Source organism: Rhodobacteraceae bacterium M382, from assembly GCA_025141015.1.
Classification (GTDB): domain Bacteria; phylum Pseudomonadota; class Alphaproteobacteria; order Rhodobacterales; family Rhodobacteraceae; genus Aliisedimentitalea; species Aliisedimentitalea scapharcae.
Genome location: CP081098.1, coordinates 1136231 through 1157254 on the forward strand (window position 1 = coordinate 1136231; position 21024 = coordinate 1157254).

A 21024-nucleotide genomic window follows, 5' to 3' on the forward strand; every position below is an offset into this window, starting at 1 on the left:
CAATCAGGAGACCCTGTGTGCCCAAGCTGATCTTGCCTGTTGATGTCCACGGTGTGGCGTTGCCCTTTCGGGCCGCGCTGCCGGGGGTATGCGGGTGTGGCTTGGGCGTTGCGTCGCCGATGCAGGGAGGCGGGCCACAGGCGCGCCCGGAGCGGGTGCGGTTGATGGGGGGCGTGGCATGACATCATCGCTCCCGCGGGTGTTGATCCATTGCGGTGTACAGAAAACCGCATCGACCGCCTTTCACCATTTCGTGCAACGCAACCGGGATCTTTTGTCCCGCAGTGTCGACATCCGGACCCCGGTCAAGGGAAGCCCGACCCGTGAACTGGGGCGGGTAGCGGCCCTGTTCAGTCTGGATGACACGCATGAGGCCGATCTGATTGCCCGGGTGACACAGGTGCGAGACGCGGTGCTGTCCGAGGGAAAGCCCTGTATCCTGTCCCATGAGAACATCCCCGGTGCAATGCTGGGGCGGGGCGGGGTGGTGACGCTGTACCCTGAGATTGAACGTATTCTGGACCTGTTCGTTCAACATCTGGCACCGCTGCGGCCGGAATTCGTATTCTATACGCGCGACATGGCGGCGTGGAAGGTCAGTGTCCACAACCAGGCGGTCAAATCGGATGGCTATGGCGAAACGCTGGACACATTCCTGGAGCAGACCCGGGCGTGTGGAACCTGGGATGACCTGCAGGCGCGCGTCGCAGCTGTGGTGGGGGCCGAGCGCACCCATTTCCTGCGCCTCGAAGAGGAAGAGAATCGCGCCAAACCGGGGATGCAGCTGTTGCGTCTGGCTGGGGTGCCCGACGCAGATATCAGGGCGATGGCCGAACAACAGGGGCGTCGCAACGAAAGCCTGAATGCAGGATCGTTGGAGTTTCTGCGCCAGCTGAATCAACAGGGTCTGCCCCGCGCGGCCCGCAAACCGGTTGTGCAGTTGATCCAAGGCAATCAGGCCCTGTTCGTCCCTGAATTGGATTGGGTGTGATGCAGATAGCGCGCGACACCGGATCTTGTGCCACCTGGCAGGCCCTGGGCCTGACGCCGGGTCTGGTTCTGCGGCTGAGCGGGATGCGCCGGTCCGGCAACCACGCCATTGCCAATTGGTTGATGCGCAACGCGCCCACGGGGACATCCGTGTTTCTGAACAATTGCAAGCCGAACCGGGATCCGTTGCACCATTTTTCGGCCCTCGAAGTGAACCGGCACCATGTCGCTGGTGGCGATGCGGCGGGGGATTTGCCGTCGCGCGTTGCCAAGGCGGGGGACGGGGCGCTTTTGCTGATCAGCTATGAAGACACGTCGCCGGCCGAGATGAAGCGCCACAGACGGCTGTCGGGGCCGCTGGATGAGGCTGCCATTGATCATGACATCCTGATCTATCGTAGCTTTCTGAACTGGTCGGCATCGCTGTTGAAGAAACTGCAGGGCAATCCGAGCTATAGCCTGTCCCGGCGTCTTTCGATGGTGCTGCGCGCCATGGACAATTACACCCGCCTGTTGGCGCTGGTTGCGCGCGGGCAGGGGGCTGAAACCTGTATCTGTTATGACACATGGGTACAGTCCGACAGCTATCGGCAGGACATTCTCGTGCGGTTGAACCTGCCGGTTGCCGACACGGATGTCGGAGAAGTCCAGAAATATGGCGGCGGTTCGTCGTTTCAGAAACAATCGGCTTCGGGTGATGAATTGCGGGTGCTGGACCGGTGGCATCAGATGCAGACCGAGCCCGACTATCAGCTGGTGCTGGCCGCAGCCTGCCGCGATGCGGCGTTAATGGCACAGTTGGACCGCCTGTTTCCCGAGGATGCCGAACGGCTGACTCAGATCGCCCGGCATGCGCCCGTATCACCGGGGGATCTGACATGATCCGCCGTATCCAACCCATCGCATCGGCCACGCGCCGTGCCAATTGGGCCCTGTCCGCGACGACAGCGCCTTTCACCCCATAGGAGGCTTACCCATGGTGCAATTCTCACTGCCCAAAAACTCCCGGGTCACCACAGGCAAAACCTGGCCCAAGCCCGAAGGCGCGACCAATGTCCGCAAGTTCCAGATCTATCGCTGGAACCCTGACGACGGTCAGAACCCGCGTGTCGATACCTATTTCGTCGACATGGACGAATGTGGCCCGATGGTTCTGGACGCGCTGATCAAGATCAAGAACGAAATCGATCCGACCCTGACATTCCGGCGGTCGTGCCGCGAAGGCATCTGTGGCTCCTGTGCGATGAACATCGACGGCATCAACACGCTGGCCTGTATTTACGGGATGGATGAGATCAAGGGCGATGTGAAAATCTATCCGCTGCCGCATATGCCGGTGGTCAAGGACCTGATCCCGGATCTGACCCATTTCTATGCCCAGCATGCCTCGATCATGCCCTGGCTGGAAACCAAGACCAACCGCCCGGCCAAGGAATGGAAACAGTCCATCGAAGACCGCAAGAAGCTGGACGGTCTGTATGAATGCGTGATGTGCGCGTCCTGTTCGACGTCCTGCCCATCCTACTGGTGGAACGGAGATCGCTATCTTGGGCCCGCCGCGTTGCTGCATGCGTATCGCTGGATTATCGACAGCCGTGATGAAGCAACGGGCGAGCGTCTGGACGAATTGGAAGATCCGTTCAAGCTGTATCGTTGCCATACCATCATGAATTGCGCCAAGACCTGTCCCAAGGGTCTGAACCCGGCCAAGGCAATTGCCGAGATCAAGAAAATGATGGTGGAACGCACGGTCTAAGCCCCCTAAGGTCAGCGGCATGACACCGTTGACCTATGCTTTGATACTCGCTTTGTTTGCCGGGCTTGCCATGCCGTTGGGTGGTGTGCTGGCCTGGAGCGAACGGTTCCGCGACAAGCAGATCGAAACCCGGTTTGTGCACGCCGTCACCGCGTTTGGTGGCGGCGCTTTGCTGTCGGCGATTGCGTTGGTGTTGGTGCCCAAAGGGTCGGAAAACCTCTCGGCGGGCGTGGCAATTCCGTTGTTCCTGGCGGGTGGGCTCACCTTTTATGTGGTGGACAAACAGCTCGCGCGGGCAGGGGGCAGCGGCGCATTGGTTTTGGCCATGTTGCTGGATTTCCTGCCGGAAGCGATGGCGCTGGGGGCGCTATTGGTGACCGAGGCGGCCACCGCCAAGCTGTTGGCGGCGATGATCTTTTTGCAGAACCTGCCCGAAGGGTTTGCCGCCTTTCGCGACCTGTGGTCCCGCCCGGGGACGTCGCCTGTCCGGATCCTGCTGTTGTTCGTGATGCTGGCATCGCTGGGGCCGTTGTGTGCCGGTGTCGGTTTCTTTGTGCTGGCGGATGCGCCGGCCATGCTGGGCGGGATCATGATCTATGCGGCGGGCGGCATCCTGTACCTGCTGTTTCAGGACATCGCGCCCGAGGCCCAGGTCAAGGGGGCCTGGTCGCCGTCGCTGGGGGCTGTGATGGGGTTTGCTCTTGGGCTGGCGGGGGAGATGGTGATTGGCTAGTCAGCCTTGTGTTTGGCGCATATCCCGGTTGCGTTCTTGATCGGTGCACGGGGGCCCAATCGGGGCTAGATTGATGGTCAGGGAGGGACACATCTGAACGACAGGATGACGTCCATGACATCTGCACCATCCAAAACTACCGCACAACAGGCGCTGAAGCTGCTGGAACAGGCCTGGGCCTATTATACACCTATGCCGATACCGGTCCCACAGACAGAGCAGCCAGAGCAGGCAGATCTGTTTCAATATGCCAACGCGGCCTGAGCCAAACCGGTTGTGGGTCGGACGCCGAGACGGTAGGACGGGCACATGCCTGTCCTTCTTCTTGTATTGCTGTTGGGTGTTTTTGCCTATTTCGTCTGGCGCGCGCGCACCACGACCCTGACCCGGGATTGCCGGTGGCGGCAGGTGTCGCGGGACGGGGCATGGCAGTGCAGTTTTTGCGGGTCCAAGATGCAGGGAGAAAACATGCCGACGGCGTGCCAGAAGGGCGGGCGGTAGGCAATTTTTCCGCAATCCGGAAATTCTTCTTGATCGACTCGGGAATATCTCCGATACGGGCGGCCAAGACGCCAACGCACGCGCCTCTGTCCCAAGGGTCTCGCCCCCCATGGTTACGTAGCGACGGTAACGTCTCTGATGGAACTGAGCGGTCATATATGGCCGGGTCTTTTGGAGATGACCATGAACGCCAACGTAGCCGGGCTGATGGCCCGTGACACCCATTCTGAAACCAATCTGTCCACCCGCCTGTTGCGCCATATCGAACAGACCCGGTTTGAGCGCCCGACGCTGGTGATTGATCTGGAGGCTGTGGCGCGCAAATACGCAGCCTTGGCGCAGGGGCTGGGCCGCGCCCGGATCCATTACGCGGTCAAGGCCAATCCGGCACCCGAGATCCTGGCCGAATTGGTGCGGTTGGGGTCAAATTTTGATGCGGCCAGCCGGGCCGAGATCGAAATGTGCCTGTCAGCGGGGGCACAGCCGGATCAGATCACGTTTGGCAACACGATCAAACGCCCTTCGGACATTGCATTTGCCTATGATCTGGGGATCACCCATTTTGCTGTGGATGCCGAAGAGGAGCTGGACAAGCTGGCCGAACACGCGCCGGGTGCACAGGTCTATCTGCGGCTGATCGTCGAAAGCACCGAGGCAGATTGGCCGCTGAACCGCAAATTCGGCTGTGCTCCGTCCAAGGCGTTGAAGCTGATGGATTATGCAAGGGCCCAGGGGCTGAGCCCGGTGGGATTGTCGTTCCACGTCGGCTCGCAGACGCGCGAGGCGCGGATGTGGGAGGCGACGCTGGCCCAGGTGGCGCAAACCTGGCGCGCGGCACAGGCCGCAGGCCATGAGATGACCCTGCTGAATATCGGTGGCGGCTTTCCGGCCTTTTACGGGGATCGGATCGACGCGCCCGAGGATTATGCAAACGCGGTGATGGGGCTGATTCACCGCCATTTCGGCGATGTGCCACAGATCATGGCCGAACCGGGCCGAGGTCTGGTGGCCGAAGCGGGCGCGATTTCTGCCGAGGTGCTGTTGGTGTCGCGCAAGCATGACAACGACCTGCACCGCTGGGTGTATCTGGACATCGGCATGTTTTCCGGTCTGGCCGAAGCCATGGGCGAGGCGATCCGCTATCGCATCAGCACCGATCGTGACCACGAGGCCACCGGGTCCTGCATTTTGGCGGGGCCGTCCTGTGACAGCGCCGATGTGTTGTATGAACGCCAGCCTTATCAATTGCCGCTGGGGCTCAGGTCCGGAGACCGGATCGTGATCCACAGCTGCGGGGCCTATACATCGACCTATGCGAGCGTCGGGTTCAATGGCATCCCGCCGCTGGACGTTGTGGTGATCTGAACCTGTTCGTCGGACGCGCAATTTGCTTGCCAATTTGCGCCGGGATTGTTTTGCATGGTCGCAGCACTGTCAAAACAATCTGCAAGGCGTGAGCAATATGTGTACACCTCCCATGGACGCGGCCGACCGCCGTGCGATCAAGCCGGTCATCTGTTACCCGACCGATACGCTGCCGCAACCGGATCTGGATCTGTACCGGGCGGCCCGGGCAACGGCAAAAAAGGTGGACGAGGTTCTGGCCCCGGCCCGGGATGCGGCCTGTTTCCGGGTGCCTGCGGGCAGCTTTTTCCGGATCACATCGGTCGGGGGGCCGCAGGTGGGCGACCTGAATCTGTGGAACGCCCATGATCTGCGTGAACGGTTCTATTCCGGGAAAACCCGGGCGCTGCACGGTACGCATATCACCACGGGGGAACGGATGTGGAGCAGCTTTCCCCAGCTGCGTCCCATGGCAACCATCATCGAGGACACGTTGGGGTGGTATGGGATCGACGAATTCGGTGGATCCGTACATGACGTGATCGGCACCAGATGCGATCCCTATACCGGCAATCTGTTGGCCGGCAGCCAATACCACCACTGTTGTCATTCCAATCTGACCCGGGCGCTGGCGGATCATCTGGGGGTGTCGACAGCCGAAGCTGAACCGCATGTGCATGATGTGCTGAATGTCTTTATGTGCACCGGATTCACGCGGGACACAGGGCAGTATTTCATGAAGGCGTCGCCGGTGCGTCCGGGGGACTATCTGGAGTTTTTTGCCGAGATTGACCTGATCGGGGGTTTGAGTGCCTGTCCGGGGGGCGATTGCGGATCCGAGCATTCATCGGACACGGCCGCCTGCCATCCGTTGCTGGTCGAGGTGTTTACGCCGCAGGTCGACAGTCTGACCGGATGGGCACAGCCGGCATTGAATGGCTATGATCGCAGCCACGGGCGCTAGAGCGAGCTACAGTGACAGAGAGGGGGGCAGCGGACTTGCGGTCGGCCCCAGTGGGCTCCGGTCTACAGTGGGCTCCGGTCTTTGGTGTGGTCCCGTCCCCGGTGGGCTCCCGTCCCCCGACCGCGCATCATAGATGCACGATCGGGCGTTGGGCCGGGCAGCGCGCGTGCGCGCGCTGTGGGTGCGCCAAGGGCAGGGGGCAGATCAGGCGAAAGCTGCGTGAAGTGCGATGTCCACCATGTCGCCAAAGCTGCGTTCGCGGTCTTGCGACGGCATGCTCTCGCCGGTTGTCAGATGGTCAGAGACCGTGAGAATGGCCAGCGCCCGGCGTCCATAACGGGCGGCAAGCGTGTAGAGTTCGGCGGCCTCCATTTCGACCCCCAAAATGCCGTGACGAACCATCTGTTCATTCAGGTCGGGACGTTCGTCGTAAAACACATCTGACGAATAGATCCCGCCAACATGGGTTGTAACGTCACGATTGCCGGCTGCCGTGACAGCGGCCTGCAACAGGGGCCAATTCGCCGACGGCGCGAAATTGAATTCCCTGAATATTCCTGATGACGGCGTATTAATGGAGCTTGCCGTCATTGCGATGATGATGTCGCGCAGTTTCACCGTATCCTGCATGCCGCCACAGGACCCAATTCGGATCAGCGTTTGGACGTCATAATCACGAATTAATTCATTCGCATATATCGACAGGGAGGGCATCCCCATTCCGCTTCCCTGAATTGTGACGCGATGGCCATTCCAGAAACCGGTGAACCCCAACATGCCGCGCACTTCATTGACCAGTTCGACATCGTTGAGAAAAGTTTCGGCTGCCCATTTCGCGCGATAGGGATCGCCGGGCATCAAAACGGTTTCTGCGATTTGGTCAGGGGCAGCGCCAATATGTATGGTCATGGATAAGGGTCCGATCTAGAAATCAGATTTCAAGATCCGATACATCCAACCCTCGCGTCAAGGCCGCATGAATCCACTGAGGTTTGCGCCCACGACCGGACCAGGTTTCTTCATGGTTGTCGGGGTTGCGATATTTCGGTGCTGCCTTGGCCCGTTTGCCAGCGCCGGTATTTGCGGCCTTGGCAATTTCTTCAAACGTGAACCCGTGTTCAGCAGCGGCATCTTTTACCGCTTGCAGGGCTGCAGCTTTTTCCCGGACTTCGGCCTCGGCAATTGCAGCGTCAATTTTTGTGCGCAGCTCGGCAAGCTCGTGGCGCGACATGTTCGACAGATCGACAGACATTGATGACTCCCAATAAATAATGTCATGCGGCCGAAGACGGCCGCATGACGAGGAGTCTGTAAGGCAATTCGTGATGCTAATCAGCAACGAATTTCATTATGCCGCATATTTTTATTCTGCTGCAACCGAACCGGGTGTCACCAAGGTCACTATGTCCGTCATGATTGTATTCAGCTCAAAATCCTTTGGCGTATAGACTTTGGCAACGCCCATTTGCTTTAGCTTTTCGGCGTCTTCATCCGGAATAATGCCTCCGACGACAACCGGAGTTGCGCCAAGACCGGCGGCCCGCATCTTGTCCATGAGGTCCTGAACAAGGGGCAGGTGGCTGCCCGACAGGATCGACAGGCCGACCACATGCGCCTGATCTTCGATGGCGCTGGCGACGATTTCATCGGGGGTCAGGCGGATGCCGTCATAGGAAATATCCATGCCACAGTCGCGGGCGCGGAAGGCGATCTGTTCGGCCCCATTGGAATGACCGTCCAAACCCGGTTTGGCGACGACGAATTTCAGACGGCGGCCCAGCTGGTCACTGACGGCGTCCACGGACTGGCGAATGTGGTCCAGCCCTTCGGTCTTGTTCGAGACCGAGCCAGACACACCGGTCGGGCCGCGGTAGGTGCCATAGATCTTGCGCATCTCTTCGGCCCATTCGCCGGTGGTGACGCCTGCCTTGGCGGCTGCGATCGACGGTTCCATCACGTTGGCGCCAGTCCGCGCGGCGTCGCGCAAAGCGGCCAGTGCAGCCTCGACCGCGACATCGTCACGCTGGGACCGCCAGTGATTCAGGCGGTCGATCTGTTCCTGTTCCGATGCGGGATCGACAACCATGATGCCGCCGTCTTCGGTCTGGAGTGGCGAGGCTTCGCCTTCGGTCCATTTGTTTACGCCGACCACGATGGTTTCATTGCGTTCGATCCGGTTCAGACGTTCGGCGTTGGAATCCACCAGGCGGGATTTCATGTATTCGATCGACGCGACGGCACCGCCCATCGATTCCAGGTTGGCCAATTCGGCGCGGGCGCCTTCTTTCAGCTCTTCGACCTTGGCATCGACAGCCGGGTTGCCATCAAACAGGTCGCCAAATTCCAACAGGTCGGTTTCATAGGCCAGGATTTGCTGCATCCGCATCGACCACTGTTGATCCCAGGGGCGGGGCAGGCCCAGGGCTTCGTTCCAGGCCGGCAGCTGCACGGCGCGGGCGCGGGCCTTTTTCGACAGGGTCACGGCCAGCATTTCGATCAGGATGCGGTAAACGTTGTTTTCCGGCTGCTGTTCGGTCAACCCGAGCGAATTCACCTGCACCCCATACCGGAAGCGGCGTTGTTTCGGATCGGTGACGCCATAACGGGTTTCACAGATTTCATCCCACAGATCGACAAAGGCGCGCATTTTGCACATCTCGGTCACAAAGCGGATGCCGGCATTCACAAAGAACGAAATCCGCTGCACCACGCCGGGGAAGTCCGCGGCAGGGACACGGGGGCGCAATTCGTCCAGAACCGCCTGAGCCGTGGCCAGCGCAAAGGCCAGTTCCTGTTCCGGTGTCGCACCGGCCTCTTGCAGGTGGTAGGAACACACGTTCATCGGGTTCCATTTCGGCACGTTGGTATAGCAGTATTCGGCCACATCCGCGATCATCTTGAGCGATGGTTTCGGAGGGCAGACATAGGTGCCGCGGCTCAGGTATTCTTTGATCAGGTCGTTCTGAACCGTGCCTTGCAGTTTGGACACGTCAGCGCCCTGTTCCTCGGCCACGGCGATATACAGCGCCAACAACCACGGCGCGGTGGCGTTGATGGTCATCGAGGTGTTCATCTGTTCCAGGGGGATCTGGTCGAACAGCATGCGCATGTCGCCCAAATGGCCGACGGGCACGCCAACCTTGCCGACTTCGCCGCGCGCGAGCACATGGTCGCTGTCATACCCGGTCTGGGTCGGCAGGTCGAAGGCCACGGACAGGCCGGTTTGCCCCTTGGCCAGATTGGCGCGATACAGCGCGTTCGATGCCTTTGCGGTGGAGTGACCGGCATAGGTCCGGATGAGCCAGGGGCGGTCTTTCTGCGTCTGCGACATGTACGGGCCTCGTGAATCAGGTTGCGCAACTTTCTTACGTTGAAGCCTGAGTTATTGGAATATTATGGCGCTGTCAATTCGCTGCGCTGCGGCGATTTCTTTGCTGCGGCCAGGATCAGGCTCCACCCCAGGATTGCCTGGCCGTGGGCCGAGAGGTTCAAACCCGATTGAAACAGCAGCACCTGGCCCAAATCGGACAGGCCAGGCGGGGTTTGCACGACGATTTGCATCGGCAGGCCGCTGATCACCAGCAGATAAAATAGGTAATAGACCTGGGGAGAGAGCCAGACAAACAGCCAAAATGCCGCGATTGCAAAGAGCAGGCGCACCCACAGGGGCGAGAACCGGGTTAGGCGGCGAACGATCCAGAGCCAGCCCGCCCACAGCATCAGCGACAGCATGGCCAAACCGATTTGCCCGCCCATGGAGAGGGTAAAAAAGGAATCGCCATCATACACTGTCGTATCACTCCAAGTGTGTTCGTCAGGATACGACCCAGGATTTGCGATGGGCAAGCAGGCCTGCGTTCACGGTTTAGGCATTTACCAATTGCCCCGTCGCTGCGTAAATCAATCATTATGACGCAAACCGTACAGCTCCCTCTGTGGCTCTTTATCCTGATCGTGCTGTTTGCGGCGGTGACTTTTGCGTCGCATTTTCTGTTTCCGTCGGTGCGCTGGTTTTTCCGGCGGCGGCTGGAACGGGCGGTGAGCCGGTTGAACGAACGGCTTGAACGTCCGATCCAACCGTTCAAGCTGGCCCGGCGTCACGATATGATCCAGCGGTTGATCTATGATCCCCAGGTCTCACAGGCGGTGGTGGACCATGCGCGGGAACATGGCATTCCCGAGAACGTCGCCTTTGAGACTGCGCGCCGGTATGCGCGTGAAATCGTGCCGTCGTTTTCGGCATTCGCCTATTTCGGGTTCGCCATCCGGGTGGCGCGGTTTCTGAGCAATTCGCTGTACCGGGTCCGTTTGGGGCATGTGGACGATGTGGCGCTGCGCGAAATCGACCCCGAGGCGACAGTGGTATTCGTCATGAATCACCGGTCGAACATGGATTATGTGTTGGTCACCTACCTGGCTGCGGATCGCACGACATTGTCCTATGCGGTCGGGGAATGGGCACAGGTCTGGCCGCTGAGCCGTCTGATCCGGGCGATGGGGGCCTATTTCATCCGGCGCAAATCCCGCAGCGAATTGTATCGCAAGGTCCTGGCGACCTATGTGCGGCTGGCGACCAAGGCGGGTGTAACCCAGGCGATGTTCCCCGAAGGCGGGCTGAGTCTGACAGGCGCGCTGATGCCGCCCAAGCTGGGTCTGTTGAAATATATTGTCGATGGATATGACCCCGACGGGCATGATGTGATCTTTATCCCGGTGGGGGTGAATTACGACCGGGTGCTCGAAGACAAGATCCTGACCTCTGCGGGGCGCGCCCGCGAACGGCGGTTCAATGCGCGGATCGGCGTGATTGCCGGGCGGACGCTGAAACAATTCTGGTTGCGGGTGACGGGCCGGTTCCATCGCTTTGGCTATGCCGCGGTCAGCTTTGGCCATCCGATATCGCTGAGCGACTTTGCGCAGGGGACGGACAAGGATATCACTGTTCCCTTGGCGCGCCATCTGATGCGGGGAATCGGTGATATTGTTCCGGTGCTGCCGGTGCCATTGGTGGCCTGGGTGATGCTGGAACATGGACCGCTCAGCCGGGCGGCCCTGAACATGCGCATGGAAAAGCTGATCGCCCGAATTCCGCACGCCCACATCCACATGCCGCGCCATGATCGGGACTATGCGGTCGAAGTCGGTCTGAGACAGCTGTTGGAGCGCGGAATTCTGTGCGAAAAGGACGACAAATTTGCGCCCGTCGCGCAGCACCGGGATCTGCTGGACTATTACGCCAATTCGATCCGGCATCTGATCCCACCGGATCTCGGGACCGTTTCTGCGTCTGCACAGTGACTTTCTGCGCTCGCGAGGTCATAAAATTACAAAATTGATGTATTTGTGGTTGCATTATTGCGTGGCCATTCTTATTCCGAAGCTAGCACCGCGATTCTGCATTGCGGCAATTGACCAGAAATGAGGAGGCCACCATGGCTTTGGACACCAACACCGATGTCTTGTCGTACGAGGCGCCTGAAAAAGACCTCTACGAGATGGGCGAAATGCCCCCGATGGGCTTTGTGCCCAAGAAAATGTACGCTTGGGCCATCCGCAAGGAACGCCATGGCGAGCCGAACACCGCGATGGTGCAGGAAGTGGTAGATGTACCCGTGCTGGACAGCCACGAAGTGCTGGTTCTGGTGATGGCTGCCGGTGTGAACTATAACGGCGTCTGGGCGTCGTTGGGCACGCCGATCTCGCCGTTTGACGGCCACAAGGCTCCGTATCACATTGCCGGGTCCGATGCCTCGGGGATCGTTTGGGCCGTGGGGTCCAAGGTGACCCGTTGGAAAGTCGGCGACGAAGTGGTCATCCACTGCAACCAGGACGACGGCGACGACGAAGAATGCAACGGTGGCGATCCGATGTTTTCGACCAGCCAGCGCATCTGGGGCTATGAAACGCCGGACGGGTCGTTTGCACAGTTCACCAACGTGCAGGCCCAGCAGCTGATGCCGCGCCCCAAGCACCTGACTTGGGAAGAGAGCGCCTGTTACACGCTGACGCTGGCGACCGCATACCGGATGCTGTTCGGCCACGAGCCGCACGACCTGAAGCCGGGCCAGAACGTTCTGGTGTGGGGCGCGTCGGGTGGTCTGGGATCTTATGCGATCCAGTTGATCAATACGGCTGGTGCCAATGCGATCGGTGTGATTTCGGACGAAAGCAAACGTGACTTTGTCATGGGGCTGGGTGCCAAGGGCGTTCTGAACCGCAAGGATTTCAATTGCTGGGGTCAGATGCCCACGGTGAACACGCCGGAATACGCCGCCTGGTTCAAGGAAGCGCGCAAATTCGGCAAAGCCATCTGGGATATCACCGGCAAGGGCAACAATGTGGACATGGTGTTCGAACACCCGGGCGAAAGCACATTCCCGGTGTCGACCTTTGTCTGTAAAAAAGGCGGCATGGTCGTGATCTGTGCCGGGACCACCGGCTATAACCTGACCTTTGACGTGCGGTACATGTGGATGCACCAGAAGCGTTTGCAGGGGTCACACTTTGCCCATCTGAAACAGGCGGCTTCGGCCAACAAGCTGATGGTGGAGCGTCGTCTGGATCCGTGCATGTCCGAAGTGTTCACCTGGGAAGATCTGCCAGAGGCACACATGAAGATGCGCCGCAACGAACACCTGCCCGGCAACATGTCGGTTCTGGTGCAGGCCCCCAAAACCGGTCTGCGCACTTTGGAAGAAGTTCTGGAAGCCTGAACGTAACCTTTTCGGTTCAGATTGACGACTCTCAGACGCCCGCGAATCACCCGTTTGATTCGCGGGCGTTTTGCGTCGTTAACCTGATTTTGGGATTTCAGGGGTTTAAGAAACCGGCTCTCGCTATTTCTGGGGAGTAGAAACCAGTGAATATTCTTCGAATACGCGCTCGTGCTATAGTTGTGTTAACCTTTCATTAACCTCTGCGGGGTGACTCTGATGGCCAACAATGACTGGATACTGGACGTACTGGTGGATCTGAAATCCTTTGCATCTGCAAACGGGTTGGGGGTCCTGGCCGAACAGCTGGATGACACCATGCTGATAGCGGCAGCCGAAATCGCGTCCGTCAGGGATGGAGCTGTCAACAGCTATGGCGAACAAAGCCCGCTTGGATCGCATATTGGAAGAAATGGAAGCCACCGAAGCGCTTGAAGGGCTTCAGGCTGCTACGGAAAAGCTGCGCGATGCGTTTGGGGTCGATCATATCGTCTACCATTGGGTCGACAGCGCAGGCGATCAATATGGGTGTGGCACCTATCAGCCGGACTGGGTGCAACGGTATCTCGATCAGAGCTATCTGCGTATAGATCCGGTGATCACGGGGTGTTTTCAACGCTTTCATCCGGTGGATTGGAAGCGGCTGGATTGGTCCACGAAACACGCACGGGTGTTTCTGGCGGACGCCCTGAAACACGGGGTTGGGAATCAGGGGTATTCGATTCCCATCCGCGGACCAAACGGACAGTTTGCCTTGTTCACGGCGAACCATACCTGCGACGATGACGCCTGGGCAAAGTTCATCGAAAAGTTCAGCCGGGACCTGATTCTGATCGCGCATTATTTTAACAGCAAAGCGTTGGAGTTCGAACCCAACCGGCAACCCGAGCAATCCCGTGCGCTGTCCCCGCGTGAGGTGGACGCCATGACATTGTTGGCGATGGGCTATAGCCGCGCGCAGGTTGCCAATACGCTGGCGATCTCTGAGCACACTCTGCGCGTGTACATCGAAAGTGCCCGATTCAAGCTGGGTGCCATGAACACAACACATGCCATTGCCCGCGCGATGAGCCGTGGTCTGATTGTGGTTTAACGCGGCGGTCGCTGTTGTAGGCAGAAATTAACCATTGCTGTTCCATGTTTGTTCCCACGTTGGATGACAAGGGGACAAGCTCATGCTGCGCTATATTTACGCAAACGACCTGCACAGATTTCCAAAACTGGCCCGCTCGATGTTTCAGGACCGCGCCGATCAATTCCGCACCCGTTTGGGGTGGGAAGTCACGGTAGACGAAAACGGCGAAGAGCGGGACCAATATGATGACCTCAATCCGCTGTATGTGATTTGGGAGCAGGCAGACGGCACGCATGGTGGTTCGATGCGTTTCCTGCCGACCACCGGTCGCGTGATGATCAATGAAATCTTTGGCCACCTGACGGGGGGGGCTCCGATTTGCAGCCCCTTGATCTGGGAATGCACCCGGTTCTGTCTGGCCCGCGATGCCGGGGGCAATATTGCCGGTGCGTTGATGTTGGCGGGCGGTGAAATCATGCGGAATTTTGGGGTCAAACATTTTGCCGGTGTGTTCGACAAACGCATGGTGCGGATCTATCGCGCCATCGGATCGTCGCCCGAAATCCTGGGAACCGAAGGCGAGGGGCGAGACCAGATTAATGTTGGTCTGTGGGAGTTTACCCCGGACAGCTATGAGGTTGTCGCCAAACGTTGTGGCATCCCGACCGACGTGTCGCAACGCTGGTTCGATCAGTCCTTTGGCTATGTGGCCGAGCAGCCGTTGCCAATGTCGGCCTGACGGCCCGGGCGCGGGGCGATATTAATGGGGGGAGCCACTGGTACCCCCCCGCAAGCGGTTGTAGGGTCGCGCCATGACCGAGACCCCCAAGCCCCTAGTCCAGTTTTCCGATGATCAGGCCGCCGCATATGATGCGGTGACAGACATGTTGCGTCAGGCCGGTGTGGACCTGGACGACGGATTGTTGCAACCCCCGCGGGGGGAGGCCGGAGTCATGGCATTGGTCGGCAAGGCGGGGTCGGGCAAGACGCTGTTGCTGGCCCAGCTTTACAAGGCATTGGCGGACGCTGGGGTCGACATCGTTTCGGGGGATTACGAAAGCCGCAAAAAGGGCGAGCGCCGCACCCTGGCGGTATTGGCCCCGACCAACAAGGCGGCGAGCGTGCTGCGCCTGCGCGGGGTTCCCGCGACAACGATCCATCGGATTCTGTATACTCCGGTCTATGACCCGGAATACGAACGCATTGCCGAATGGCTGGCCGGGAATGGCGATAGACCCGAAATCGAAGGGCTGAGCGAAGAAGCGTTGAACAGGGCGGTCGCCTTTTACGAAAAGAACAAATCCATGCCCGGTGCGCTGGCTGCTGCCGGGCTGCGTGGCTCGGATTTCATCACCGGCTGGAAGCGGCGCGAAGAGCCGCTGGACATCGGGTTTGTCGATGAATCATCCATGCTGGATGATCGGCAGTTTGACGACCTGAAAGAGATTTTTCCAACGTTGCTGTTGTTTGGGGATCCGGCACAATTGGCCCCGGTCAACCAATCCGGTGCCATGGTCTTTGATGCGCTGCCGGACGACCGCAAGCTGGAACTGAAGCGGGTGCACAGGCAGGATGCGGACAACCCGATTCTGGACCTCGCACATGCGCTGGCGGATCCACAGCTGGAATTTCACGATTTTGAGCAGATGATCGAAGACAGTGCGCGCCGCGATGATCGGGTGGTTTGGGGGCAACGGGTCGAAGTTGACCTGATGGCCCGCAGCCCGGTTCTGGTCTGGCGCAATGCCACACGAATACGTCTGATCAACGCCTTTCGCAAAGTCTATGGCGCGCCCGAAGATGCGCTGATGGAGGGGGAGCCGCTGATCTGTGACGGGATCGAACTGCCGCTGAAACACCGCAAGAAACGTCTCGATCTCGAGGCGCGGGGCCTGATCAAGGGCGCACAGGTCATCTATCTCGGTCCCGGACGCAAACCGGGGTTTTCACGATTGCACGTGATGGGGGCCGAGGATCCGCAGGTCAGCGCCGCATCCATCGTAAAAATCGAAATGCCGGATGAAGAAGAACCGTTTATCCCCTATGCCGCGCGGATGGGAGCGACGTTCCTGCATGGCGCGGCGGTGACCATTCACAAGGCCCAGGGATCCCAATGGGGGACGGTTCAGGTCTTTGCCCCGGATCTGTATGCAGCAGCCCGTATGGGGCGTGTAGAGGCCGGACAGCCATTGTGGAAACGTCTGGCCTATGTGGCGATAACGCGCGCCGAAGGGCGGCTGATCTGGGTGGTGCGCAATCGATTGTCCAAACCCACATCCAGCTTGCCGGTGGACGACCTGCGCGCTGCGGCGACACCGACGTTGAAACTGGAGGCTGAAACCGAATGAAGACAATCATCGTTACGGGGGCCAGTTCAGGCATAGGTCGATCCGTTGCAGAGATGTTTCTGGAGCAAGGGTGGCGGGTCGGTCTGCTGGCCCGACGCAAGAGCGTGCTGGACGAGATTGCCGCCGATCACCCGCAGGCCATTGTTCTGGCTGCGGATGTCACCGATCCGCTGGCCGTGCAGGAGGCTTTTGACAGCTTTGTCGCCCAGGCGGGCCGATTGGATGTCCTGTTCAACAATGCAGGGATCTTTACCGCAGGCGGGACCATTGATGAAATCGCGCTGGAGGATTGGTATGCCTCGGTCAATGTGAACCTGAACGGCATGTTTCTGGCTGCGCGCGCGGGGTTTGCCGCGATGCGTCGGCAGACGCCCCAAGGCGGGCGGATCATCAACAATGGGTCAATCGCTGCCTATGTGCCGCGCCCGAATTCGGCCCCCTATGCGGCCACCAAAAGCGCCGTGACTGGTCTGACCCGCAGCCTGTCTCTGGATGGGCGGGCGTTCAATATCGCCTGTGGTCAGATCGATATTGGCAATGCGCGAACCCCGATGGTCGAAGAGCTGGGACACCGCGCTTTGGAGCAGGATCCATCGGCAGAGCCGCAACAGACGATGGCGGTCGAAGATGCCGCCCGATCCGTCCTGCATATGGCTGACCTGCCGCTGGAGGCCAATGTTCAGTTCATGACCGTGATGGCCACCCGGATGCCCTATATCGGACGCGGCTGAGCGCGCCCGCTCAGCCTGTGTTCACGTTCAACCGTTGCGCAGCAATCGGAAGGCCGCCGAAGCACCCCAGCCGGCTGCAATGGCGATCGCCAGGGACATCAGCCCATACCAGAACGGCTGTTCGCGCGACATATTGAACAGGATCCGTTCCAATCCGACTTTGCGGACGTCGATCACGGTTTCATATTGCGACACGACCTGGCCTTCGCGTGTCAGGTAGATCCGTGCAGAGTAATCGCCTTCGGTCAGATCTGCGGGCATGTCGATTGCGGTGCGAAACAGGGTTTGCTGATCGACCGCGACGGTGTTTTCACGCACCGAGTATAGCCCGCGATCTGCGCGGATGCGCACCACGGCATCGGCAAAATCCTGAGCGCCACGAATATGCATGGCGGCACCAACCGATCGGATCGCCCGTTCGATCGACACCCGATAGCGCAGATCTTCGGTGTCGGTCAGCACCTGTTTGAAGGGGGCGCTGGTGGCGACGGCGTAAAAGCTGGGCGCAGAATCGACCAGAACGGAATCCACATTGACCCAGATTCCCAGTTTCTTTTCCTTGCGCCTGACCGTTACCGGGTGGGCCGGTCCCGAAACAGTCACCACGACCTCCAGCGGTGGACCATCGGGAATCGGTGTTTCCCGTTTGACCGCGCCAAAGATCAGAATTTCGGAGCCATCGAATGTGGCGGTGATCGCCACGCGGTCCTGGCTGAGGCCCAGCACCACTTCTTCCTGAGCGGAGGCAATCGGGGCAAACAGCAGGGCGACAACCAGCAAGACATAGCGCATGATCAATGTCCCCCGGAGGCGCCGAGCGAAAACAGCTCGGACGGCATCAGCAGGAGTTCCAGAGCCAGTTTCCCGCAGACCACAAGAACCATCAGAGCCAGCAGAACACGAAGCTGTTCTGCCTTGAGATACACACCGATCCGGGTGCCGATCTGGGCACCAATGACGCCGCCGACCAGCAGCAAAACGGCCAGAACGATATCAACCGTATAGTTCGTCGTGGCGTGCAGCATGGTTGTGAAAGCGGTAACCATGATGATCTGGAACAGCGACGTGCCCACAACCACCTTGGTCGGCATTCCGAGGATGTAGATCATCGCAGGAACCATGATGAAGCCACCGCCGACACCCATGATGGCGGCCAGGATACCCACGGCAATGCCCACCAGGATGGGGGGGATGACCGAAATGTACAGGCCCGACGTGCGAAACCGCATCTTGAAGGGCAGGGCATGAACCCAGCCGCGCTGGCGGCGGGGGGCAGGCGCAGCCCCGGTTTTCTTGGCCTTGCGGATGGCGTTCAAGCTTTCGATGAACATCAACCCGCCGACGATGCCCAGGAACACGACGTAACACAATTTGACCAGCAGATCGACCTGACCCAGCGCCTTGAGATAGTTGAACACAACCACCCCGATGGCCGCGCCGATCAGACCTCCGACCTGTAGGACCAACCCCATCTTTATGTCGACCGTTCGTCGTTTGAAATGTGCCAGAACGCCGGAAAACGACGAAGCCACAATCTGGTTCGCTTCGGTTGCCACAGCCACAGCCGGGGGGATGCCGATAAAGAACAGCAACGGGGTCATCAGAAAGCCACCGCCAACACCAAACATGCCGGAAAGAACACCGACCATGCCGCCCAGACCGAGCAGCAGGAATGCGTTGACGGAAACTTCTGCAATGGGGAGGTATATCTGCATGACCCTTGTTAGACTGTTGGGCCGTGCAAAATCAATATGCTATGCCGCCGCGCAGCAAATGGACTGATGCGCGGCGAATAACTGGACTTAACCGTCAGCGTTCCTTGACATAAGGTTCGCCGCCGGCGCGGGGGGGAATGGCCTTGCCGACAAAGCCTGCCAGAATGACAACCGTCAGAATATAGGGCAGCGCATCCATCATCTGAACCGGAATGGTAAAACCGCCCAATTCGATGCTTTGGAACCGAAGGGCAACGGCCTGAAGCAGCCCGAACAGCAGACAGGCCGCCATGGCATGCCAGGGACGCCATTTTGCAAAGATCAGTGCTGCCAGCGCAATGAACCCGCGTCCCGCCGTCATGTCCTTGACAAACCCGGCCTGCAGCGCGGTGGCCAGATAGGCACCGGCAATGCCGCACAGGACCCCACAGATGGCCACAGCCGCATAGCGCAGCCCGACAACGGACACACCGGCCGTATCCACCGCCGCCGGGTTTTCCCCGACCGCCCGCAGGCGCAGCCCGAATCGCGTGCGATACAGCACCCACCAGGTGGCCGGGACTGCCAGAAACGCCAGGTAGACCAGGATCGAGTGCCCCGATAGCAATTCGGAATAGATCGGGCCGATCACCGGCACATCTGCCATGGCTTCGGCAAAAGGGAACTCAATCGGGGTGAACCGCCCTCCGGTCAACAGAGCGGGGGTGCGCCCCCCCTGTTTGAACCAGTCCTGGGCCACCAGCACGGTCATGCCCGCCGCGAGAAAATTGATGGCGACGCCTGAAATCAGCTGGTTGCCGCGAAAAGTGATCGATGCCAGCCCGTGCAGCCCGCTCAGCACCAGAGAGGATGCAATCCCGGCCAACAGGCCCAGCCAGACAGATCCGGTGGTGGCGGCGACGGCCGCCGAAAAGAAGGCCGCCATCAGCATCTTGCCTTCGAGCCCGATGTCAAAAATCCCGGCGCGTTCGGAATACAAACCCGCCAGACAGGCCAGCAACAACGGGGTCGCCAGACGGATAGTGCTGTCGAACACCTGGATGAGTGTCAGGAAATCCATCATGCTTTCCCCCGGCGCAGCATCAGGAACAGTTTTTCGATCGGCATCCGCACCATATTGTCCAAGGCACCGGTGAACAGGATAACCAGCGCCTGAATGACCACGATCAATTCGCGTGGGATCGACGTCCACAATGCCAATTCAGCGCCACCCTGATAGAGAAACCCAAACAGGATTGCCGCCAGGAACACGCCAAACGGATGAGATCGCCCCATCAGCGCCACGGCAATGCCGATGAACCCGGCCCCTTCGGTGGAATTCAGCACCAGCCGTTCGGCTTCGCCCATGACGTTGTTGGTGGCCATCATCCCGGCCAGCCCTCCGGAAATCAGCATGGCGATCATGGTGATCTTGACCGGGCTGATCCCGGCATAGAGCGCGCCGGTTTCCGAATGCCCATAGGCGCGGATTTCATATCCCAAGCGGGTGCGCCAGATCAGCAGCCAAACCGCGACACAGGCCGCAATGGCAACCAGAAAGCTGACGTTTGCTGGCGCGGCTTTGGAGAAGGCAATGCCAAAAGGGGCCAGAATGTCATGCAGGGTGGGCAGATGTACCGCTTCGGGGAACCGGGCGCTGGCCGGGTCCATGGACCCGACCGGGCGCAGCAGGTTGACCAGAACATAGTTCAGCAATGCGGCGGCAATGAAGTTGAACATGATCGTAGTGATCACGATGTGGCTGCCGCGTTTGGCCTGAAGATAGGCCGGGATCGCCGCCCAGGCGGCCCCGAATATGGCGGACCCCAGCGCCGCAAAGATCAGCGCCAGCGACCAATGTGGCCAGGGAATATACAGACAGACCAAAGCGACGCCCAACCCGCCCAGCATCGCCTGTCCTTCGCCGCCGATGTTGAACATGCGCGCGTGAAAGGCCACGGCCACGGCCAGCCCAGTAAACAGAAAATTGGTCGCGTAATAGAGCGTATAGCCCCACCCATAGGTGGATCCCAACGCCCCCGACACCATCAGTTTGACCGCGGCAACCGGGTCTTCGCCGATGCCCAGGATCACCAGCGCCGACAGGAGGGCGGCCAGGATCAGGCTGATCAGCGGAATCAGGACCACATCGGCCCATTTTGGCATTACGTCCAT

Annotated in this window: 24 protein-coding genes; 16 read left to right on the forward strand and 8 right to left on the reverse strand. The window is 59.5% G+C overall.

Going from position 1 to position 21024, the window contains the following annotated elements; all coding sequences use genetic code 11:
* Positions 1-17: 17 nt before the first annotated feature.
* The 9 genes from K3727_05165 to K3727_05205 all read left to right on the forward strand — a co-directional run bounded on the left by K3727_05165 (position 18) and on the right by K3727_05205 (position 6288).
* On the forward strand, positions 18-182 hold the full coding sequence (locus K3727_05165; GenBank protein ID UWQ92192.1) for a hypothetical protein: 165 nt from the start codon (positions 18-20) through the stop codon (positions 180-182).
* Positions 179-991 carry a hypothetical protein gene (locus K3727_05170; GenBank protein ID UWQ92193.1) on the forward strand — a complete coding sequence of 271 codons (813 nt, stop codon included), beginning with the start codon at positions 179-181 and terminating at the stop codon, positions 989-991. The genes K3727_05165 and K3727_05170 overlap by 4 nt, the downstream gene beginning before the upstream one ends.
* The gene (locus K3727_05175) at positions 988-1872 is read left to right on the forward strand and encodes a hypothetical protein (protein UWQ92194.1); all 885 of its coding nucleotides are present in this window, start codon (positions 988-990) and stop codon (positions 1870-1872) included. The genes K3727_05170 and K3727_05175 overlap by 4 nt, the downstream gene beginning before the upstream one ends.
* Before the next feature lie 94 nt (positions 1873-1966).
* Positions 1967-2746 carry a succinate dehydrogenase iron-sulfur subunit gene (locus K3727_05180; protein ID UWQ92195.1) on the forward strand — a complete coding sequence of 260 codons (780 nt, stop codon included), beginning with the start codon at positions 1967-1969 and terminating at the stop codon, positions 2744-2746.
* 19 nt (positions 2747-2765) lie between these two features.
* Complete coding sequence (locus K3727_05185; protein UWQ92196.1) at positions 2766-3479, forward strand: divalent cation transporter; 714 nt, start codon at positions 2766-2768, stop codon at positions 3477-3479.
* 114 nt (positions 3480-3593) lie between these two features.
* The gene (locus tag K3727_05190) at positions 3594-3743 is read left to right on the forward strand and encodes a hypothetical protein (protein ID UWQ93488.1); all 150 of its coding nucleotides are present in this window, start codon (positions 3594-3596) and stop codon (positions 3741-3743) included.
* Positions 3744-3788: 45 nt separating this feature from the next.
* Entirely contained in the window at positions 3789-3980 is a 192-nt protein-coding gene (locus K3727_05195; GenBank protein ID UWQ92197.1) for a hypothetical protein, read from the forward strand.
* Between the two features lie 138 nt (positions 3981-4118).
* Positions 4119-5345, forward strand: a complete 1227-nt coding sequence (locus tag K3727_05200) for a type III PLP-dependent enzyme (GenBank protein ID UWQ92198.1) — start codon at positions 4119-4121, stop codon at positions 5343-5345.
* A gap of 97 nt (positions 5346-5442) precedes the next feature.
* Complete coding sequence (locus K3727_05205) at positions 5443-6288, forward strand: DUF1989 domain-containing protein (GenBank protein ID UWQ92199.1); 846 nt, start codon at positions 5443-5445, stop codon at positions 6286-6288.
* Between the two features lie 204 nt (positions 6289-6492).
* Here K3727_05205 and deoD read toward each other — a convergent pair whose 3' ends face one another.
* The 4 genes from deoD to K3727_05225 all read right to left on the reverse strand — a co-directional run bounded on the left by deoD (position 6493) and on the right by K3727_05225 (position 10077).
* Positions 6493-7197 carry a purine-nucleoside phosphorylase gene (gene deoD, locus K3727_05210; protein ID UWQ92200.1) on the reverse strand — a complete coding sequence of 235 codons (705 nt, stop codon included), beginning with the start codon at positions 7195-7197 and terminating at the stop codon, positions 6493-6495.
* A 22-nt stretch (positions 7198-7219) separates the two neighbouring features.
* Complete coding sequence (locus tag K3727_05215; GenBank protein ID UWQ92201.1) at positions 7220-7540, reverse strand: H-NS histone family protein; 321 nt, start codon at positions 7538-7540, stop codon at positions 7220-7222.
* 111 nt (positions 7541-7651) lie between these two features.
* On the reverse strand, positions 7652-9619 hold the full coding sequence (locus K3727_05220; protein ID UWQ92202.1) for a protein meaA: 1968 nt from the start codon (positions 9617-9619) through the stop codon (positions 7652-7654).
* Between the two features lie 62 nt (positions 9620-9681).
* Complete coding sequence (locus K3727_05225) at positions 9682-10077, reverse strand: hypothetical protein (GenBank protein ID UWQ92203.1); 396 nt, start codon at positions 10075-10077, stop codon at positions 9682-9684.
* Between the two features lie 120 nt (positions 10078-10197).
* On the opposite strand from K3727_05225, the gene K3727_05230 reads away from it, so the two are divergent.
* The 7 genes from K3727_05230 (at position 10198) to K3727_05260 (ending at position 17155) form a co-directional block, all read left to right on the forward strand.
* The gene (locus K3727_05230) at positions 10198-11586 is read left to right on the forward strand and encodes a 1-acyl-sn-glycerol-3-phosphate acyltransferase (protein UWQ92204.1); all 1389 of its coding nucleotides are present in this window, start codon (positions 10198-10200) and stop codon (positions 11584-11586) included.
* 134 nt (positions 11587-11720) lie between these two features.
* On the forward strand, positions 11721-13001 hold the full coding sequence (gene ccrA / locus K3727_05235; GenBank protein UWQ92205.1) for a crotonyl-CoA carboxylase/reductase: 1281 nt from the start codon (positions 11721-11723) through the stop codon (positions 12999-13001).
* Between the two features lie 219 nt (positions 13002-13220).
* The gene (locus tag K3727_05240) at positions 13221-13436 is read left to right on the forward strand and encodes a hypothetical protein (GenBank protein UWQ92206.1); all 216 of its coding nucleotides are present in this window, start codon (positions 13221-13223) and stop codon (positions 13434-13436) included.
* The gene (locus K3727_05245) at positions 13375-14094 is read left to right on the forward strand and encodes an autoinducer binding domain-containing protein (GenBank protein UWQ92207.1); all 720 of its coding nucleotides are present in this window, start codon (positions 13375-13377) and stop codon (positions 14092-14094) included. Before K3727_05240 ends, K3727_05245 begins: the two co-directional genes overlap by 62 nt.
* 82 nt (positions 14095-14176) lie before the next feature.
* Positions 14177-14815 (forward strand): autoinducer synthase, encoded by a 639-nt coding sequence (locus K3727_05250; GenBank protein ID UWQ92208.1) that lies wholly within the window; start codon positions 14177-14179, stop codon positions 14813-14815.
* A gap of 73 nt (positions 14816-14888) precedes the next feature.
* Positions 14889-16424 (forward strand): AAA family ATPase, encoded by a 1536-nt coding sequence (locus tag K3727_05255; protein UWQ92209.1) that lies wholly within the window; start codon positions 14889-14891, stop codon positions 16422-16424.
* Positions 16421-17155 carry an SDR family oxidoreductase gene (locus K3727_05260; protein ID UWQ92210.1) on the forward strand — a complete coding sequence of 245 codons (735 nt, stop codon included), beginning with the start codon at positions 16421-16423 and terminating at the stop codon, positions 17153-17155. The genes K3727_05255 and K3727_05260 overlap by 4 nt, the downstream gene beginning before the upstream one ends.
* A gap of 27 nt (positions 17156-17182) precedes the next feature.
* Here K3727_05260 and K3727_05265 read toward each other — a convergent pair whose 3' ends face one another.
* The 4 genes from K3727_05265 to K3727_05280 form a co-directional block, all read right to left on the reverse strand.
* Entirely contained in the window at positions 17183-17947 is a 765-nt protein-coding gene (locus tag K3727_05265; protein ID UWQ92211.1) for a TIGR02186 family protein, read from the reverse strand.
* 2 nt (positions 17948-17949) lie between these two features.
* Entirely contained in the window at positions 17950-18870 is a 921-nt protein-coding gene (locus K3727_05270; GenBank protein UWQ92212.1) for a sulfite exporter TauE/SafE family protein, read from the reverse strand.
* Positions 18871-18964: 94 nt separating this feature from the next.
* Positions 18965-19930 (reverse strand): ABC transporter permease, encoded by a 966-nt coding sequence (locus K3727_05275; protein UWQ93273.1) that lies wholly within the window; start codon positions 19928-19930, stop codon positions 18965-18967.
* Positions 19930-21024 (reverse strand): ABC transporter permease, encoded by a 1095-nt coding sequence (locus tag K3727_05280; GenBank protein ID UWQ92213.1) that lies wholly within the window; start codon positions 21022-21024, stop codon positions 19930-19932. Before K3727_05280 ends, K3727_05275 begins: the two co-directional genes overlap by 1 nt.

Excerpts from the sequence above, each read along its gene's own strand:
- K3727_05170 (UWQ92193.1), top strand. The coding sequence starts at position 179 with ATGACATCATCGCTCCCGCGGGTGTTGATCCATTGCGGTGTACAGAAA.
- K3727_05180 (UWQ92195.1), top strand. The coding sequence starts at position 1,967 with ATGGTGCAATTCTCACTGCCCAAAAACTCCCGGGTCACCACAGGCAAA.
- K3727_05185 (UWQ92196.1), top strand. The coding sequence starts at position 2,766 with ATGACACCGTTGACCTATGCTTTGATACTCGCTTTGTTTGCCGGGCTT.
- K3727_05190 (UWQ93488.1), top strand. The coding sequence starts at position 3,594 with ATGACATCTGCACCATCCAAAACTACCGCACAACAGGCGCTGAAGCTG.
- K3727_05195 (UWQ92197.1), top strand. The coding sequence starts at position 3,789 with ATGCCTGTCCTTCTTCTTGTATTGCTGTTGGGTGTTTTTGCCTATTTC.
- K3727_05200 (UWQ92198.1), top strand. The coding sequence starts at position 4,119 with ATGGAACTGAGCGGTCATATATGGCCGGGTCTTTTGGAGATGACCATG.
- K3727_05205 (UWQ92199.1), top strand. The coding sequence starts at position 5,443 with ATGTGTACACCTCCCATGGACGCGGCCGACCGCCGTGCGATCAAGCCG.
- deoD (UWQ92200.1), bottom strand. The coding sequence starts at position 7,197 with ATGACCATACATATTGGCGCTGCCCCTGACCAAATCGCAGAAACCGTT.
- K3727_05215 (UWQ92201.1), bottom strand. The coding sequence starts at position 7,540 with ATGTCTGTCGATCTGTCGAACATGTCGCGCCACGAGCTTGCCGAGCTG.
- K3727_05220 (UWQ92202.1), bottom strand. The coding sequence starts at position 9,619 with ATGTCGCAGACGCAGAAAGACCGCCCCTGGCTCATCCGGACCTATGCC.
- K3727_05230 (UWQ92204.1), top strand. The coding sequence starts at position 10,198 with ATGACGCAAACCGTACAGCTCCCTCTGTGGCTCTTTATCCTGATCGTG.
- ccrA (UWQ92205.1), top strand. The coding sequence starts at position 11,721 with ATGGCTTTGGACACCAACACCGATGTCTTGTCGTACGAGGCGCCTGAA.
- K3727_05240 (UWQ92206.1), top strand. The coding sequence starts at position 13,221 with ATGGCCAACAATGACTGGATACTGGACGTACTGGTGGATCTGAAATCC.
- K3727_05245 (UWQ92207.1), top strand. The coding sequence starts at position 13,375 with ATGGCGAACAAAGCCCGCTTGGATCGCATATTGGAAGAAATGGAAGCC.
- K3727_05250 (UWQ92208.1), top strand. The coding sequence starts at position 14,177 with ATGCTGCGCTATATTTACGCAAACGACCTGCACAGATTTCCAAAACTG.
- K3727_05255 (UWQ92209.1), top strand. The coding sequence starts at position 14,889 with ATGACCGAGACCCCCAAGCCCCTAGTCCAGTTTTCCGATGATCAGGCC.
- K3727_05260 (UWQ92210.1), top strand. The coding sequence starts at position 16,421 with ATGAAGACAATCATCGTTACGGGGGCCAGTTCAGGCATAGGTCGATCC.
- K3727_05265 (UWQ92211.1), bottom strand. The coding sequence starts at position 17,947 with ATGCGCTATGTCTTGCTGGTTGTCGCCCTGCTGTTTGCCCCGATTGCC.
- K3727_05270 (UWQ92212.1), bottom strand. The coding sequence starts at position 18,870 with ATGCAGATATACCTCCCCATTGCAGAAGTTTCCGTCAACGCATTCCTG.
- K3727_05275 (UWQ93273.1), bottom strand. The coding sequence starts at position 19,930 with ATGGATTTCCTGACACTCATCCAGGTGTTCGACAGCACTATCCGTCTG.
- K3727_05280 (UWQ92213.1), bottom strand. The coding sequence starts at position 21,024 with ATGGACGTAATGCCAAAATGGGCCGATGTGGTCCTGATTCCGCTGATC.